The 16,893-nt window shown below is 46.1% G+C and carries 11 protein-coding genes; 1 reads left to right on the top strand and 10 read right to left on the bottom strand.

Annotation, left to right across the window (positions count from 1 at the left end; all coding sequences use genetic code 11):
• Positions 1–14: 14 nt before the first annotated feature.
• From Q7P68_RS01395 to Q7P68_RS01385, 3 genes are all read right to left on the bottom strand, one after another.
• The gene (locus Q7P68_RS01395; protein WP_304221861.1) at positions 15–1,511 is read right to left on the bottom strand and encodes a hypothetical protein; all 1,497 of its coding nucleotides are present in this window, start codon (positions 1,509–1,511) and stop codon (positions 15–17) included.
• Positions 1,477–2,596, bottom strand: a protein-coding gene (gene prfB / locus Q7P68_RS01390) for a peptide chain release factor 2 (protein ID WP_304221859.1) whose coding sequence is annotated in 2 segments (ribosomal slippage) — positions 1,477–2,523 and positions 2,525–2,596 — 1,119 coding nt in all. Because the reading frame shifts where the segments join, the coding sequence is not laid out codon by codon here. Before prfB ends, Q7P68_RS01395 begins: the two co-directional genes overlap by 35 nt.
• Before the next feature lie 11 nt (positions 2,597–2,607).
• Positions 2,608–2,886: a CRISPR-associated endonuclease Cas2 gene (locus Q7P68_RS01385; RefSeq protein WP_304221857.1), complete on the bottom strand. Its 279-nt coding sequence runs from the start codon at positions 2,884–2,886 to the stop codon at positions 2,608–2,610.
• A gap of 105 nt (positions 2,887–2,991) precedes the next feature.
• Here Q7P68_RS01385 and Q7P68_RS01380 point away from each other — a divergent pair, with 105 nt between their 5' ends.
• On the top strand, positions 2,992–4,236 hold the full coding sequence (locus tag Q7P68_RS01380) for a tetratricopeptide repeat protein (protein ID WP_304221854.1): 1,245 nt from the start codon (positions 2,992–2,994) through the stop codon (positions 4,234–4,236).
• Between the two features lie 2 nt (positions 4,237–4,238).
• Here the strand turns inward: Q7P68_RS01380 and Q7P68_RS01375 are convergent, their stop codons facing one another.
• From Q7P68_RS01375 to uvrA, 7 genes are all read right to left on the bottom strand, one after another.
• Positions 4,239–6,212 (bottom strand): tetratricopeptide repeat protein, encoded by a 1,974-nt coding sequence (locus Q7P68_RS01375; protein ID WP_304221851.1) that lies wholly within the window; start codon positions 6,210–6,212, stop codon positions 4,239–4,241.
• Positions 6,209–6,991, bottom strand: a complete 783-nt coding sequence (locus Q7P68_RS01370; protein ID WP_304221849.1) for a hemolysin family protein — start codon at positions 6,989–6,991, stop codon at positions 6,209–6,211. The genes Q7P68_RS01375 and Q7P68_RS01370 overlap by 4 nt, the downstream gene beginning before the upstream one ends.
• Positions 6,988–7,446, bottom strand: a complete 459-nt coding sequence (ybeY, locus tag Q7P68_RS01365; protein WP_304221845.1) for an rRNA maturation RNase YbeY — start codon at positions 7,444–7,446, stop codon at positions 6,988–6,990. Before ybeY ends, Q7P68_RS01370 begins: the two co-directional genes overlap by 4 nt.
• Positions 7,433–9,634 (bottom strand): HD family phosphohydrolase, encoded by a 2,202-nt coding sequence (locus Q7P68_RS01360; protein WP_304221843.1) that lies wholly within the window; start codon positions 9,632–9,634, stop codon positions 7,433–7,435. Before Q7P68_RS01360 ends, ybeY begins: the two co-directional genes overlap by 14 nt.
• Positions 9,621–10,595, bottom strand: a complete 975-nt coding sequence (locus Q7P68_RS01355) for a PhoH family protein (protein WP_304221841.1) — start codon at positions 10,593–10,595, stop codon at positions 9,621–9,623. Before Q7P68_RS01355 ends, Q7P68_RS01360 begins: the two co-directional genes overlap by 14 nt.
• A gap of 90 nt (positions 10,596–10,685) precedes the next feature.
• The gene (locus Q7P68_RS01350; RefSeq protein ID WP_304221837.1) at positions 10,686–14,012 is read right to left on the bottom strand and encodes an LPS-assembly protein LptD; all 3,327 of its coding nucleotides are present in this window, start codon (positions 14,010–14,012) and stop codon (positions 10,686–10,688) included.
• Positions 14,009–16,846: an excinuclease ABC subunit UvrA gene (gene uvrA / locus Q7P68_RS01345; RefSeq protein WP_304221835.1), complete on the bottom strand. Its 2,838-nt coding sequence runs from the start codon at positions 16,844–16,846 to the stop codon at positions 14,009–14,011. Before uvrA ends, Q7P68_RS01350 begins: the two co-directional genes overlap by 4 nt.
• Positions 16,847–16,893: the final 47 nt, after the last annotated feature.

Here is a 16,893-nt window from a genome sequence, read left to right as displayed (position 1 = left end):
ACCATCCTTTCATTTTATTGTTTTGGTTCAATTACCGTACTAGCTCCATTTGATGCACTATACACATAGAAGCCTAAACGGAACAGGGACTCAATTAAAAAAATACCCGTGACTACCCAGGCTCCCTGGGATGAATAATAAAAAGTTGTCGCAGGATTAATCAAATCCCTGTTACCGCTTAGGTTGTAAGCGTTAATATACGTATCTGTTATGCCGCTGAGAAGAAAGGCCGCCGGCAAGGCCAGCCAAAAACGGCCGAATGCTCCATAGAACCCCTTTCGTGCCTGCTCTACCGTTTTCTTTCCTCTTGACTGCACATCGTTTTCTGATAGGGATACAAGACCGTCTTTCGATTTTAAAACGAGCAGCTTCGATTGAATCTCTGTTTCACCTTCATTTTTTATAATCTGGAGGACATAGTTTCCTGCTGGAAGAGTTATATCTGAAGGCGTATTTCCTCTGTAAAGACCATTAACATAGAGCGAGAAATTTTCTTTATTTTGAATCTCCAGACGGAGTGCATACTGCGCCATGGGAGTGAGAGCGATGCTCGCTGTGCTGAGCTCATTCGATCGGCGTTCAATCGTAAATTCAGCAGGGAAATACGCAGGATGAGTTACCTGTACAAAAAGTACTTCAGGAGGCCCCTCTATAACAGATGTATTACCCTTCCCCATCATTTTTTCATTTACAATTATTTCAGAATTCTCAGGCTTTGCCATAATTTGTATGGCCCCCGCAGGTTCTCCGGATAGGGTCTCATAAAGGGATGTAGCAAACAGGGGCAGTATCGATTCCAGTTCTTCCGGGGAAAAAGCCAATGTGTCTGTATACATCACCGTATCATCGACCGCACGATACAGGCTGTATGTCAGTATCCAGCGGCCATAGAGTTCACGAAGGGAACTTACCACAAGAAAATCCACACCCTGTTCGGTGCAAAACTTTTTCCGTCCATCCAAAGAGGGAGCATTCTTAAAATTTCCACTAGCCATATCCTTATGTAAGGATAGCGTTACTATTTCCGCTATGTTGGGGGGATTGGTTTGGACAGCGGCATAGTTATTTTCTAAATCTCGAATTGAAGCCTCGATTTTAATCAGTTCTTTTTTATAGGTGTTTTCAGAATAGCCCTTAAAAAAAAGAGTATCCCGGCTATTGCGGGCCTCTGTCAGCGATTTTGCAGCCCGAGCCTTCCATTCTTTCCAGAGTGAATCCCGGTATAGAAGTATTTCTTCGGATCTTCTTTTACGCCTTTGAATCTGGCCTAAAATATGCAGAAACTCATTGCGGAGGCGTCGGCCAGCAATTTTCTGTTCAGAAGGGAGTTGAGATACATCAATATCGCATACATAAATCACTGCATTCTGTTTTTCTGCCTGCGGTTCCGGTTTTGTCTGTTCTGCAGTGCCAAGACCAGAAACAGAATGCAGCGGGAACAGCAGCATTCCCCATAAAATGACAACAAAGGATAATTTATGAAGACTGCTGCTGTGAATTATGCCATGCAAAACGGAGATACTCCTCAATAAACACATCTATGTCGCCATCCATCACGGCCTGAATGTTCCCCACTTCTATTTTAGTACGGGAATCCTTAACCAACGTATATGGCTGAAACACATAGGACCTAATCTGGTTACCCCAAGAAATGTCTTTTTTCTCCTGGGCAAAGCGCTCGTTTTCTTTTTCTTTTTCAGCCCGGTAATATTCGTAAAGCCGGGCCTTAAGCATGCTCATTGCTGTCGCTTTGTTTTTAATCTGACTTCGCTCGTTTTGGCAGGCTACCACAATACCGGTAGGAAGATGGGTGAGACGTACCGCACTGTCAGTCTTGTTAACATGCTGTCCGCCCGCACCTCCAGAACGGTATGTATCGATACGAAGATCTTCAGGTCTAATTTCCACCTCTATAGAATCATCGAGAACGGGGAAGACATACACCGATGCAAATGATGTATGCCGCCGTGCGTTGGCATCGAAGGGCGAAATGCGTACCAGCCGATGTACCCCGGATTCACCCTTAAGGTACCCATAGGCATAATCACCATCAATTTTTACTGTTGCCGACTTAATGCCGCCCTCGGCTTCGAGCATATCGACTTCTTCTATAGAATATCCTTTCCGCTCCGCCCATCGTACATACATTCGGTACAGCATCTGAGCCCAATCGCAGGCCTCGGTTCCTCCAGCACCTGCATGTACCGTTAAGAAGCAGCTGCTTTGATCTACTTCTCCGGACATGAGTTCTACAAGATTTTGTTTTTCAAACCGTTTCTGTAGTTCTTTTAAGGTTGTTTCTATTTCCCCCGCATGGGATTCGTCATTTTCAGCACTGGCGAGCTGGTAGAGAACTTCCACATCATCAATCTCTGCCACCAGACTTTTCCACGGTTCATACCGAGCCTTAAGGGCCTTTATTTCGTTCATTACTTTTTCAGCTCTGGCTGAATCGTTCCAAAAATCACTTGCTTGGGTTTTTTCTTCAAGATTTTTTATTTTTTCTTCAAAACCTGCGGCTTCAAAGACGCCTCCAGGTGTCATAAATTTGTGCTTTGAGGTCCTGGATAGGACCACCTAATTCGGAAAGCAGCATATTAAGTCTCCTTATGTTGAAGGGCGGACAATAAGACGCCGCCATTTTTTGTCTTTCAGCGAGGAAATAACCAAGGTGCCTTCAACAGGATATTGAAAAATACGAATCCGGTCAAAGGCATCGGTAATACGGTCTATATCGCGCTTTAACCGATCAAGGCTGGAAGGATGAAAAAGACCAGATTCCCACAAACCGCGCTGAATTTTTTCAAATCCATACTGGGCAAGTAAATCTGCCAATTCTCGAGCCCGTTCTTCCGACCCGGGATCCAAGGCTACCGATACAAACATACCAGTAGCTTACGGAAAAGGGACCGTTCTGTCAAACCCGTATTCTAAGAGCTGTTTACTTGTAAAAAAATAGCCGAAAATTAAACAATGGAGTATACTGTTTCTATGAAACATCCGGAAAAGGTTTTCCTGCTTATTTTAATAGCGCTAAGTAAATTATATCCGATCCTTGCAGAAGATACGACATCTGCGCTTCCCTTTGTTCGGCAGCTTACCGCTGCCGTTCAGGACAATGTAGTCCGTCTTCAATGGATTGATGCTCCCGACAGTACCGGACCCGTCACCATTATCCGCAAAATTATTCCCGCCGGTTCCAGTACCCCAAAGGACCTGGATAGCATACAGGTTCCCCATGGCGTTCAGTCCTATATTGAACCTATTGAATCCGATGGGCTTAGGTCATATCTGGTGCTTGCGAGCGGATCTGATGGAAATCCATACATGGTTAGGATTCCCAATACGAACTATGTAGAGTTGGATGTAAAGAAAACAAATCTTGTGCTTTCTCAATCCGATTCAAAGTACCAGAATATATCCTCACTCAAAACAGAAGTACAAAAGGATAGTATCCTGCTTTCTTTTTCATTAAACGGTTCCGAAACCACATCAAGCCGGCCGCTTGTTTTATATCGGAGTACCCAGCCCATACGGCATATACAGGATCTTCTTCAGGCAGTCATCGTTCAAGGGGGTATTACATCGAGTCCCTTTGTTGACTATCCAGTCCCAGATATTTCTTATTACTACGCATTGGTTTTCGAGGACGATATTAAACAGGGGAAATTAAATCTTGAAGCGGGAAAAAATACAACCCTGGTACCCGCTGAGGTTCCCGCTGGTTCGTTCCGTATCGGTCTTCCGGGGCCCCAGCAGAACATTCGCTCTATTCCGCTTCCCACACTTTCTATCTCAGCCGCTGTCCCCAGTGCAGATAATACGATTATTTTGCCACCTCTCGCTCTCCCGCTTAGCCCGGAGACTCAAAAGGCTGTCGCCTCTTTGCCATTCCCAGAACCGCAAAAAATGGTTCTTAAAAAACCTCGGGCCTTTTCTCAGGATCTTAATGCCTCCGGAGGCGGAGAAGAATTTACCCTTCGCTCCATCGTACAGGGGCCTTTTGCAAGCAGAGATTGGAATGAGGTCATTGACCAGCTGGTACGTTTTTTATCTTTGCCAAGATCGTCTATTATAGAAGCCCGAGGCAGGTTCTATCTTGGTCAAGCATATTATATGACGGAGAAGTACCGCGAAGCCCTCTTTGAATTTTTACTTATGCAAAACACCTATCCTGCAGAGGCACGCGAATGGATCCAATCCATATTGCCCCTGCTGCAATCAAAGGGTATGTGATACTAGCGGAGTGTCCTCAGAAGGTACCTCAGCTCAGGATCTATGGATACATCCTGGGGTACAGATTGGCTTGGCCCTTTTTCAGGGATGGCGATTACCTCATCGCCCTTGGTGATCTCATCATAAAAGCCTGCTCTGGTGGCTGTCCCTTGAGAGACTAGTTCATCAACTTCATCGATAACCAGGGTTCCAATGACATCCTTTGGAGAGTATACAAGACCAACCCCTTCGTTCCGTACCACAGAGCTGCCCTTTCGAATAATTTGATAGGTATTCGATTTGGCAACACCATCGGCTTTTCCTTTATCAATCAATACAAGGTTTGCCTTTCTCTGCAGAATAAGGGCTCTAAAGGGCAAAGCAGCCTGCAATTGGGACACAATTTGGCGGCTCCCATTACGCAGCCGGTCCTGTCCGACCTTATATACCGAGAAGGATGCGGCTGAAGATCCTGTTCTCCCGACATACATATCCGCTTGAATGGATAAGTCCCGATCCTGTTCCTTTACTGAAAGTATAAGAAAATAATCCGCTCCAGCCTCTCGGGCAGTTCTGAATGCAGATGAAAAACTGGGCTGCCGTATTTCTAAAGACATAACCGCAATATTGCCGTCATGGCTAAGCAAATCCTGAAAATAAGCCGCCGCTACCGCACCGGCATCCACATGTTTCATTCCTGATTGAGAACCTACCGAGAAGACCGCAACTTTCCAATGACGGTTTTGCAAGGTATAGGGGTTAACCTGCCAGATCCGAGGAAGAGTATCATAAAGCAAAGAGTTATAGGCTTCCACAGTGTCATTGATGACTCGATTGGACCTGCCGATGTCTTGCAGAAACTTGAGTTCTTCGAGCTGGCGGCCAGGGTATCCCTGAATCCGAAGCAATTCAGCATATTCCTGACGTTCTGGAGCATAGGGATGTATCCGCAGTCCCCTGCGGTATTCAAAAAGAGCTTCCTGTAAAAGGTTATTGCTCTGGAAAGATCGAGCCCTGTTAAAATGCCAGGATGCCCACACAGACCGTTCAGAAGACTCAAGGGCAGTTGATTTAAGGACCGTATCTTCCAGGGCGGCTCGTATAAACTCATCTTCGCTGTCTATCGAAAGAGCCACGGAAAGGATCTGACGGGCTTCCGCAAAGCGTCCAAGCCGGATAAAGGACATCCCTTTAATATACCAGGCGCTTACATCATTACGATTCGCCGCTATAATCTGATCCGCAATCCGTGCAGCTTCATCGAATCTGTTTGCCCGATAGCGAACACTGGCAAGCAAGGAATGGGCAGCCAGGAAATTGGGTTTAAGCGTGAGGGCGATATCAAGGGACGCGGCGGCGCTTTCTAATTTACCCGCTAATGCATCAAGATAAGCAGCATAATAATGGACTCGATAATCGTCTGAATGGAGAGATACGGCCCTGGTAATATTTAACCGGGCTGCGTCATAGTCTCCAAGGGATCCCTGGACTAAGGCAAGTGATACCAGGGCCCTCCGATCGTCGGGATATCGGGCAACCGCCTCGCGGTATTTTTTGACCGCTTCACCAACCTTGCCACGGGCTAGTTCTAATTCTGCAGCAGCAAAGAGGGCGTCCCTGTTATAGGGTTCCCGGGCCAGAATCTCCGACAGAACAGACGATGCGGTTTCGAGCTGTCCCATAGCAATAAGTATAAGGGCTTCCAGATTAGCCAGATTCATCGAACCCCTATTCAGGGTTCTTGCCTTCCGAACCCAGGAAAGGGCTTGGTCATATTCCCGTAATTGGTAATAGCATTCAGCGAGGGCCGCGACACTTTCTGCATGGGACTGGTTGATTTTTAATGCTTCCAGAAATGCTTCCGCAGCGCTATACCAATCTTCCTGCACCATTGCGGTCTGCCCTTTTTGAAACCACGTATTAAGGCTTTGCTGGGCTGAAAGCAGTGCGGGAAAGAGCAGCAAGCTGATAAAGAAGGAGAGCGCATTCCGTTTCATTCCGTCGGGCTCCGTTTTAACACTATTTTAACGGTGTTGATTTTGTGGCCCTCCATGTCCTGAATAATGAAATCATGACCACCATAGCTGACTTTTTCGTATTTTACCGGTATTTTTCCGAAAAGATCAAATACAAAACCCCCAAGGGTGTCAAAATCGTTTACCGGTAAATCTAATTTTAGTTCTTCCGCCAGATCCTCCAGATTAAGCCGAGCATCGCAGAGATACACCCCATCTCCGATCTGAAGTATGTCTTCCCGTTCATTGTCAAATTCGTCCTGTATATCTCCAACGATTTCTTCGATAATATCTTCCATGCAGACGATACCGGAAACGCCGCCATATTCGTCCACGGCTACGGCAATATGGACCCGTTTGCGGCGCATATCCCGCAGAAGATCATCAATACGCTTAGATTCGGGAACAAAAAATGGCTTTCGCAGTATGGTTTGCATCTGAATCGATTCATGCTTAACGAGAGTGCGGAGCAAATCTTTAACATACAAAATACCGATAACATTATCGATCGTATCTTTATAAACTGGGAATCGTGAATGTCCGCTCTCAGCGATTTTTTCCAGCATTTCATCCTGGTTCATTTCAACAGAAAGAAAAATCGTATCAATTCGAGGAACCATGACTTCCTTAACCATGGTATCAGAAAGTTCAACCACGCCGCGGATCATGTCCTTTTGATCCGATTCCAGCTTTTCAAATTCCTTTATTTCCTCTTGGGTGGCTGCACTAAAAAAACGATTCCAGATTTCTTTGATATTCATAAAAGAATATGCTCCTCTTTTGTTTGCTCAAGAAGAAGTTCCTGAAACTGCAGCATCGGTTCTGAAGCATCATTAGTTTGATGATCCATGCCGCTCAAGTGCAGAATACCATGGATTACAAGACGACGAAACTCCTCATCGGGCTCTACGCTGAAATAATGAGCATTCTCATACAGGGTTTGCAGGGAGATGACAATATCGCCCGCGAGATATCGCTTTTCTCCATCCTCTTCCACTGTCTCTCCCAGATCAAAGGATAAAACATCGGTAGGTTCATTTTTATTCCGGTATTCCGCATTAAGCTGGCGAATAGTTTCATCATCACAAAGAAGAATAGAAATATCCCAATTGTTTTTTTTAAGTTTTTCTAGAATGAGCAAGGCAAAAGCTTCGAGTTTGTGCATCCAAGGTAAGGGTTCTAGACTTTCGGCGGATGAAATTTCAACCCTGTTCAAAGGGAACCTCCCGGCTTATTTTTGGATATTCAATTCTCGAATGATAGTGTCCAGCTAAGACGCGGACGAAGGCGCTTTTAATCAATTCCAAATCCTTAAATGTTAATTCTGATTGATCAAGTTGTCCCTGTTCAAATTTACCAATAATCAGTTCATGAACAAATTTTTCAATTTTGGTAATTGTGGGCTTTTTGAGGGTGCGCATGGCAGCTTCTACCGTATCGGCCAGCATGACTACCGCCGATTCTTTGCTGCGCGGAGGATTGCCAGGATAAGAAAAATCATCGGCCTTGACCTGATCCTCCCGCTTTAGAGCCTCATTGTAAAACCAGGCTATAACCGAATTTCCATGATGTTCTGATATAATATCAATGACCGCTTGCGGAAGACCAAGGGCCCGAGCTTTTTCAATACCGAGCTTTACATGGCTTCTTATAATAGTCGCAGAGAGCCGCGGAGCAAGTTCATCATGCTTGTTATAGGCAGCCTGATTTTCGATAAAATAATCGGGCTGATCCATTTTTCCAATGTCATGATAATAGGCTCCAACCCGGGCAAGAAGCGCATTAGCCCCAATATCTCTGCAGGCAGACTCAGCTAAGTTGGCCACCGTAACCGAATGACTATAGGTTCCGGGCGCTACGGTAAGAAGCCGCTTTAAGACCGGAGAATTGAGATCTGCCAGTTCCATAAGCCTAAATGTCGTCGTTGCATTGAGCCACTGTTCGAGCAGGGGCAAAAAGGCGAGCACCAGCATACCGCAAATAAGTCCATTAAAAGCTGACCAGAATATCACCATGGGAAATACAGAAAGGGGACTCTGATCAAAGAGAAGCAGGACCAGTGAAAAGAGAGCCTGCATCGCAGCCACAAACAATCCGGCTTTAATAAGGTCTATACGCCGCTCCGCCGCCCGCATAGAGAAAACTCCCGTTATGCCCGCAGCGAGGGCAAACAGGAAGGCCTGCTCATCATAGGCCCCAAGGGCAAAGGCGATGACGGGCATTGATATGGCTATAGCGGTGGCGGTTCTTCCGCCAGTAATAACGGCGGGGAGCATAACAAAAAGAGCAGTAGGCACAAAAACAGCCAGTGAGAGGTACTCTATTCCTATCATTCTGGAAAGAACAATAGCGCTGATACCGTATAGTCCCCCTAAAATAGTGAGAAAGTAAATCTCCTTTGCTTCAAGCTTTCTCCCCACCATTGCAGGGCTTGTCATAAATAGAAGCAGCCCAAATGAAAAGAGCAGCATCCCTACAAGGCCCATTATATAAATTGGATTCTGCCGATCCTTGCCTTGATTCAGCGCTTTAATCCGAGCTAAATCGTCTTTTGAAACTATGGACCCTTTTTTAATAATCCGTTCACCCCGCTCAATTTGCCTAATCACCGGTTCTAACCGAGCCCTGGTCTCTTCGAGACGAAGATTAGTATCCTCCTGCGAAAAAAACACATTTTCGACCACAAAGGGTGTCAGGATATAGGGAGCTATGGACGTAAAACTTGAGGGATAGGAACCTGAACTTGCAATTTCTGCGATTCGCTCTTTAGCGGTGATTAAAGTAACCATACGGTTAATAGGAATCCGTTCTCGCTCAGTACGGATTGCCCCTTTGCGAATCACTTCTACCTGGTCCGGATTGTATAGATCCAGATTCAGTTTACCCGTGGCAAAAATTCCTTCCTCTAAGAGAATTTTTAAAACCGATTCGGCATATTCTAAAAACCGTTCCCGTGAGGGGCTTCGATACAGGGTCTCGAGTACTTGCTGGGGAAACATTCCAGGGTATTCTGCCTGTATTCCCAATCTGAAGGCGTCAGCAGATACCCGGTTTGTAAAAAGGGAACGTACCATGGACTTAAAACGGCCAAACATGGCAAGGGCATCTCTTGTTGCATCGGTAGAATAGCGAAAAACCGCGGGTACCAAGTGCTCCTGGGCTTTTTTGCGGAGCTGTGTAGCTTCATCGTCCACATAAGATATTGATTTATCCGCAATAAAATCCCGTTCAGCAACCTTGCCGACTTCAAATTCACGGAGTATTGGACTATTCGCAGCGGAACTGCCTATATTGCCCAGGGTAACAAAAAGAATCATGGCAAAGGTTGCACTTATAGCCAGAGCAGGCCAAAAGCGGATCTTATGGGGCCATAGGGAGCTTAAAAAAGAATTATTTTGATTCATGGTCATAGGCTTGGATGATCTTTTTAATAAGGGGGTTTCGTACCACATCAGCGGTATTGAGATACGAAAAATAGAGCCCCTCCACATTATGAAGCAACGAAATAGCATGGAGCAACCCCGAGTCACTGCGGCGGGGCAAATCTATCTGCGTCGTATCACCGGTCACAATGGCTTGAGATCCCTCTCCTATACGGGTAAGAAACATTTTCATCTGTTCCTTTGTGGTGTTTTGGGCTTCATCAAGGATTATAATACAGTCGTTCAAACTTCGGCCCCGCATATAAGCCAGGGGGGCTATTTCTATAGCCCGATTATCTTCCATTCTGCGAATGGTTTCGTAGGGCACCAAGGCTTCCATGGCATCGTACAGCGGGCGCAGATAAGGATTGATTTTCTGAGCCAGATCTCCTGGCAAGAAACCCAGACTTTCACCGGCTTCCACAACCGGACGGGTAAGTACGAGTTTACGGCGTTTTTTAGATAATACCTGCCTGAGTGCTTCCGCAACTGCAAGAAAGGTTTTCCCCGTACCCGCAGGACCGACACAGAACACTATTTCATGGGTGCGAATCCCTTGGATATAGGCTGCTTGGTTGAGTGTCCGCGGGTATACCCTGCCAAAACCATTTGGTATTTGAATAACCCCTTCTCGCAGCGGATCCAGAACTTTAGCGGCCTCGCCCTGCTCCAGAGGACCCGACTCGAGGGTAACAGTCAAGGACCGCACATATTCAGGAGACGGGTGTTCACCCTTTCGGACCGCATCGATAAGATGATCGATGATAAGCTTTATGCGGTTTTGCAGTGCCTCATCATAGCCCTCCAGCCGCAATACATTTCCTTTAGTGGCAATATGTCCACCCAAGGATTTTTCTATCACCCGCAGGTTACTGTCATTAGCGCCGCAGACACCGCTTGCAATATCTTGACTATCCAAAATAATGGTTACATTACTGTCCAAAGGAACCCCTAACATGTAGTTGAAACATAAACCATTTCAATTGCATGTTAGGGGAAAGTTTATAGAGGCCTGGGGGTCACGTCAAGGGCATTACTTGAATATGAATCCATTCTTTGTATCGCTAAAGGTTTCAGTTTTGAATTCTGGAATGGGAATCCATTGAACAAGGAAGGAAACAGAAGTATTAAATTGGTAGCGTTTAGGGACTATTGCGTTATTCAAATAGGGATTTAAATCTATTCCTAATGTGGCATTCCAGTCTCCGAGATAGTGGACCGCCTTAAAACTGAGGGATTTAAGCTTAAAACCGGACTTTTTTCGCAGTTCTTCATTATCGAATCTGAAGGAATTAAGCAGATCCACCAAAAGATTCTGTTCCCCTGGCATAAAATCGGGGGTTTTCCATATCGGCCAGTTCTGCATATACCGGAATACAACAGAATTTTGAGATTTAGTGCTGAAACTGAGGTCGAGAAACTGGGCAATCTTGACCGTAGTCCCCATCGTAAAGGTAAACACCGAGTTGGTATAGCGCTGGAGATCCATATTCAGACTACTGTTGATATCCAAGGTATAGGCAATCCTGTTTTTCCATAGTGTATTGTAGTTAAATACATTGATGTATCCAAGAGAAAATGCCACCGGTTCTAATGTTCCGGAACCTTGATTTCTTGCAGCCCGATAGTTTAGCGAAGCTGGCCCTAAAACAGCCCCGGTGTTCCAAGATGTAAGAGCCTTCAGTTCCGGATCATAGATGAGATCCTGTTTAATACTGAGTTTTTCCCTCAATTTTATCTCTTCCGAAGCGGTAAGGGGCTTAAAAACCGGCTCTCCAAAGGGATCTGCAATCGAGAAAGAAAGGCTCGAACGGCTAATCCCGTATGATACATTCACAGTGCTTTTTAAAGAGCTATCCCTGGGCGGTAATTCCAGGGAAAATGAGCTATTCTGGGAAAGCGAACTTGTACTGGCCGCTAAATTCAGCTGTATTTGATGGCTTGAAACATATTCTTTTGTCCATTCTCCCATGTTAGTTAGCCATTCCCCGGTAGCCGCATCGCCCACAAATGCCGTTTTTACCAGGGTACCTCGCAGCACATACTGAAAACTTGTAGTTTTCCAGATTTCGTCCTGCACAAAAGGAGCAATTTTAAAGCTTAATTCCGGTATTACATTGTTATAGGTTCCTGCATAGCTGCGAAGCAGCGCCGTTTCCCGCTCGGTTTGGGTATCATATTCTTCGGCCTCCTGGTTCATATAGTTGTATATTTGCAGTGCGCTTTGATTCGTTAATTTCCATGAGGCAGAAAGCATATTAGAAGGATCTGCAACAGATAATCCAATGTTTGCATCGCCTCGGAAATTGGTAAAAATGGAAGCGAAGTCATCCCAACGAACTGCATCTTTGGTCGGCCAATGGGAGGCGTTGGAGCGGAAGAAAAGCTCAGTCGAAATAGCTGGATTAAAGCTGTAATCCATTTGCATTTTATAGGGGCTTTGGGCGCTTGTTACGGTAAAAGTCTGCTGGAGAGCCGGGGGCTGCAAAGTCTCCAGGGGATCAGAAATCTCTGCAAGTACGGAACGATCTTGAACGGAATCCCTTGTCTTTTCGGCAGCCCAAGGGGACCAGACATCCGGGACCTTCAAGTCAGCGGGAACAGTAACAGCGCTGGTACCTTGCTGTGTACTGGATGACGAGGAAGCAAGCTGGCTCGTAGAAGGAGTAACGAGGGATCCCCGAAGCGAAAAATTTGTTGAGTACAGGGTAAACCGCTCTGGATAAAAAAAGAGTGCATCCAAAGGAGAAGCTGGATTGCTGACTGACCGGGTATTAAAATAAAGAGATGAAGATAAGGAATTGACTGACAAGGTGACAATAGAAGGCTTAATTTCAAAAACAGGGCCAGGAAAGGCTACATTGAATCTCCACTGGTATGAGCCCAGGGTCGATACTTGATTGGCAGTACTTGTTTGGGTCTGACTGCTCCCTTCCTTAATCATCTGGAGCCAATCCATTGATTCTGTCCTATTCAGAAAGTCCCGATCCACATAGGGATCTGAATATAACGGAAACTCCCAATTAAACGAAAAAAAGGGACTTTGCAAAGTACCTGTAGTTTTAAAACGATACCGAAAAGGTATTGGATACCCAAAAATATCCGATGTGTTCCAGTTGCTTATACCATCATTATTTTTAAACGGTGTATAATAATTGGGTAGGACTTGATATACATCCCTGGTAAGTCCAAGCCCAATTGACAAATCTGTTTTACCTAAAATCCCACCTTTCGGAAAGCTTGCATTGAGTCCTGCATAGGCACCCAAATTAGTATAAATATCAAAAAGAATACTCAGGCTTGGGCCATCCTGGTTAACTATTCGCTGGCCTGTGCTTCGCAAAAACAGGCCTTCCTGCTTCCGTTCCGTATCAGAAGCAGAGCCGAGTATTTTTGTTATAGAATTTTCCGAAGCGCTTGTCGCCTTCGGCCTCCCAAGCAGGTAGGTTGTGGTTTGGACAAAGGACCCTTCACGAGATCGGTATCCTAAAACAGGATGAAAAACCACTTCGTCCCCGGGGAGATAAATAAACGGAATATATAAAAGGGGAATTTCCCCAACCTTTAAAACCGCATGAGCCATGGCCCAATCGGAGCTCGGAAGGAGCCACAATTTTGCCGCCCCTATAGACCAATAGGGGTCGTCCCTGGATGCACTGGTAATAGTTGCATTCTGTAAAACAGTTACCTCTTCCTCGTCCCGGGAAATTACTTCCCCCGCAAAACGATAAGCTGTCGTTTTATCCTGTAAGGATCGCTCGGAAGCTCCGCCCAGGAATAGACCTTCCCAGGTATCCACATTGATAGAAATAGAGTCGCCCTTAAAAACCTCTTTTACACCGCCCCCTTCCTTGACATACTCAACAGCTCCAGTGGCGGTTATACTGTTACGGCTTCGGTTAAAAAGAACCTCGTCTGCCTTGAGCCGGTGGGCAAAATCTCCGTCTTTTACCGTTATAATGACCGCACCCTTAAGCCGAGCATAGGATTCATTTACACTTTCAAGGGTAAAATATTCAGAACTGCGGGCAGATTCTATGGTAATGGTCCGCCCTTCTTTCGTTTCAGCAGCAGGAGCTGCAATCCCGTAAAAGGTCCGCAGCCTTCCGGCGAGTTCTTCCCAGGTCCCCGCATCGGAAAGCCCCAGCCTGCGGCACCAGTCTGCCAGTTCTTCAAGCCGAGATGTACGGATATCCATCTCGATATAATTGGGCTCTTGAAATGCAGCGTCTTCAGAATCGGCTGAAACCTGAGGCCCAGATGGGGAATTGGAAATGGGACTGGCGCCTTCAGTTTGGGCACCTAAAAGTCCTGCCATGAAAACCATCGCAGAAATCGAAATTGCAGCGAATTTTCTCATCGATTGGACAGGCTCCGTTCAAGCTGCTCTTTTATATAATACCCTGTATAGGACTTTTCACAGGCAGCTACCTCTTCCGGTGTTCCGGTCACCACTACAGAACCTCCCCGGTCTCCCCCTTCAGGGCCAAGATCTATGATATAATCGGCCTGCAGTATTACATCCAGATTGTGCTCTATCATAACCACCGTATTTCCTCCGTCCACAAGCCTCTGAATCACTTCCATAAGCTGTTTTACGTCGGCAAAATGGAGCCCCGTGGTAGGTTCATCCAGAATATAGAGGGTTTTTCCTGTAGAACGTTTAGAAAGCTCCAAAGCAAGCTTAACCCGCTGGGCCTCTCCACCCGAAAGGGTTAAGGCAGACTGGCCTAGTTTGATGTACCCAAGACCGACAGAAAGTAAAGTTTCCAGTTTGCGAGCCACATGGGGGATAAACGCAAAAAACTCTGCAGCTTCCTCTATGGTCATATCAAGAACATCGGCAATATTTTTGCCCTTATAGCGTACTTCCAGAGTTTCCTTATTAAAACGCCTTCCATGACAGACATCACAGGTAATATAAACATCGGGGAGAAAGTTCATTTCTATCTTAATCGTTCCGTCTCCCTGACAGTTTTCACACCTTCCGCCCTTAACGTTAAAGGAAAAACGGCCAGGCTTGTAACCCCTGGTTTTAGCCTCGGGAAGGGCCGCAAAAAGATCCCGGATGCCAGAAAAAACGCCCACATAGGTTGCAGGGTTTGACCGGGGAGTTCGGCCGATGGGGCTCTGATCAATATTTATAACCTTGTCGATGTATTCGACTCCTTCTATGCTTTCGTATGCACCCTCTGTATAACTAGTCCCACTTACCCTGTTAGATATTGCAGGATAGAGTACATCAGAGAGAAGTGTTGATTTTCCAGAACCGGAGACACCGGTAATACAGGTAAAGGCTCCGAGGGGAATAGACACATCTATCCCCTTGAGATTATGTTCTGAGGCATTTTTAAGCTTTATAAAGCGCCCGTTTCCCCTCCGCCGCTCCTTTGGCAGTTCCATAAAAAGGGTTCCCGCAAGGTATTGACCGGTAAGGCTATCCTTTACCTTCATTACCTCTTCCGGTGTCCCCTGGGCAATCACCTTACCGCCGTGAACACCAGCTCCGGGCCCCAAATCAACAATATAATCTGCGGTCCGGAGGGTCTGCTCATCATGTTCTACCACGATGAGGGTATTGCCGATATTCCGCAAATAGATGAGAGTATCGATAAGCCGCTGGTTGTCCCGCTGATGGAGACCGATTGAAGGTTCATCGAGAATATAGAGCACACCCACAAGGCTTGAACCAATCTGGGTAGCAAGCCGGATCCGCTGGGCCTCTCCGCCTGAAAGGGTCGCAGCTTTTCTTTCCAAAGTGAGATAGTCGAGACCCACATTTTTCATAAAGCCCAGGCGGGATACAATTTCTTTTAGGATCTGCTTTGCAATAGTCCGTTCCGTGTCGGTAAAGCGAATAGAATCAAAAAATGCAAGTGAATCGGCTACCGAAAGGCTGCTCAATTCATGAATATTTTTGCCCCCGACCGTAACCGAGAGGGCCTCTGGTTTGAGTCTCCGTCCGCCGCAGACTTCACAGGGTTTCTGGCTCATAAACTTTTCAAGCCAATCCCGAACCCCCTGACTTTGGCTCTCCCGATACCGGCGTTTCAGATCCTCCAAAATACCGGGGAACCGAGACTTATATTCAAACTTGCCTGTTTTCTCCCTATTCTCGTACACTACATCGATTGCATCGTCAGTACCATATAAAATGGCATCGAGAACCTTTTTCGGAAGTTCATTAAAAGGAGTATCCAGGCTGAAATGTAGATGCCGGGCGAGACTTTCAAAACGGCTCCTGTTCCAAGCGGAATCGGGATTATAGGGAATACAGCCCCCTTCATTAAAGGAAAGACTTTTGTCGGGAATAATGAGATCCGGATCAAATTCCATTTTAATTCCCAGTCCAGTACAGGCAGGACAGGCTCCAAAAGGATTGTTAAAGGAAAATAGCCGGGGCTGCAACTCAGGAATCGATATACCGCATTCGGGACAGGCACTCTGTCGGCTGAAAAAAAGCTCCTCATCACCATCAGCGGTGGAACGAATGACTTGCATAATGCCATCCGCCGAATCAAGGGCAGTCTCAACCGATTCGGCAAGACGGGAGCGAATATCGGAGCTTATAACGAGCCGGTCTACCACAATTTCTATCGTATGCTTTTTCTGTTTGTCCAGCTTGATATCATCTTCCAGGTTAACCATGAGACCGTCAATGCGAGCCCTGACAAAACCTGCTTTCCGTGCATCCTCAAGGATTTTCTGGTGTTCACCCTTTTTTCCCCGGATGACGGGAGCTAAAAGCTGCACCCGGGTCCCCTCTTGAAATGATAGAATAGTATCCACCATCTGGTCCACCGATTGCTCCTTAATTTCCCTTCCGCAGGATGGACAATGGGGAATTCCGATACGGGCATACAAAAGCCGGTAATAGTCGTATATTTCCGTGACCGTACCTACGGTCGAGCGTGGATTCCGATGGGTTGTTTTTTGCTCGATCGATATGGCAGGGGAAAGACCTTCGATATAATCCAGATCGGGTTTATCCATACGGCCAAGGAACTGGCGCGCATAGGCGGAAAGGCTCTCTACATAGCGGCGCTGGCCCTCTGCAAAGATAGTATCGAAAGCAAGGGAGCTTTTTCCTGATCCGGAAAGTCCCGAAATAACAATGAGTTTGTCCCGGGGTAGTTCAAGATCGATATTTTTAAGATTATGTTCCCGGGCACCTTTAATAATTAATTTATCCATACTTGGGTAAGCATACATGGACTTGGAAAGCCTAACAAGCCCCAGAA

This window comes from Gracilinema caldarium, assembly GCF_029265695.1.
Taxonomy (GTDB): Bacteria; Spirochaetota; Spirochaetia; order Treponematales; family Breznakiellaceae; genus Gracilinema; species Gracilinema caldarium_A.
Note: the sequence above shows the minus strand (reverse complement) of the source record. Positions and strands in the feature narration are given on the sequence as shown.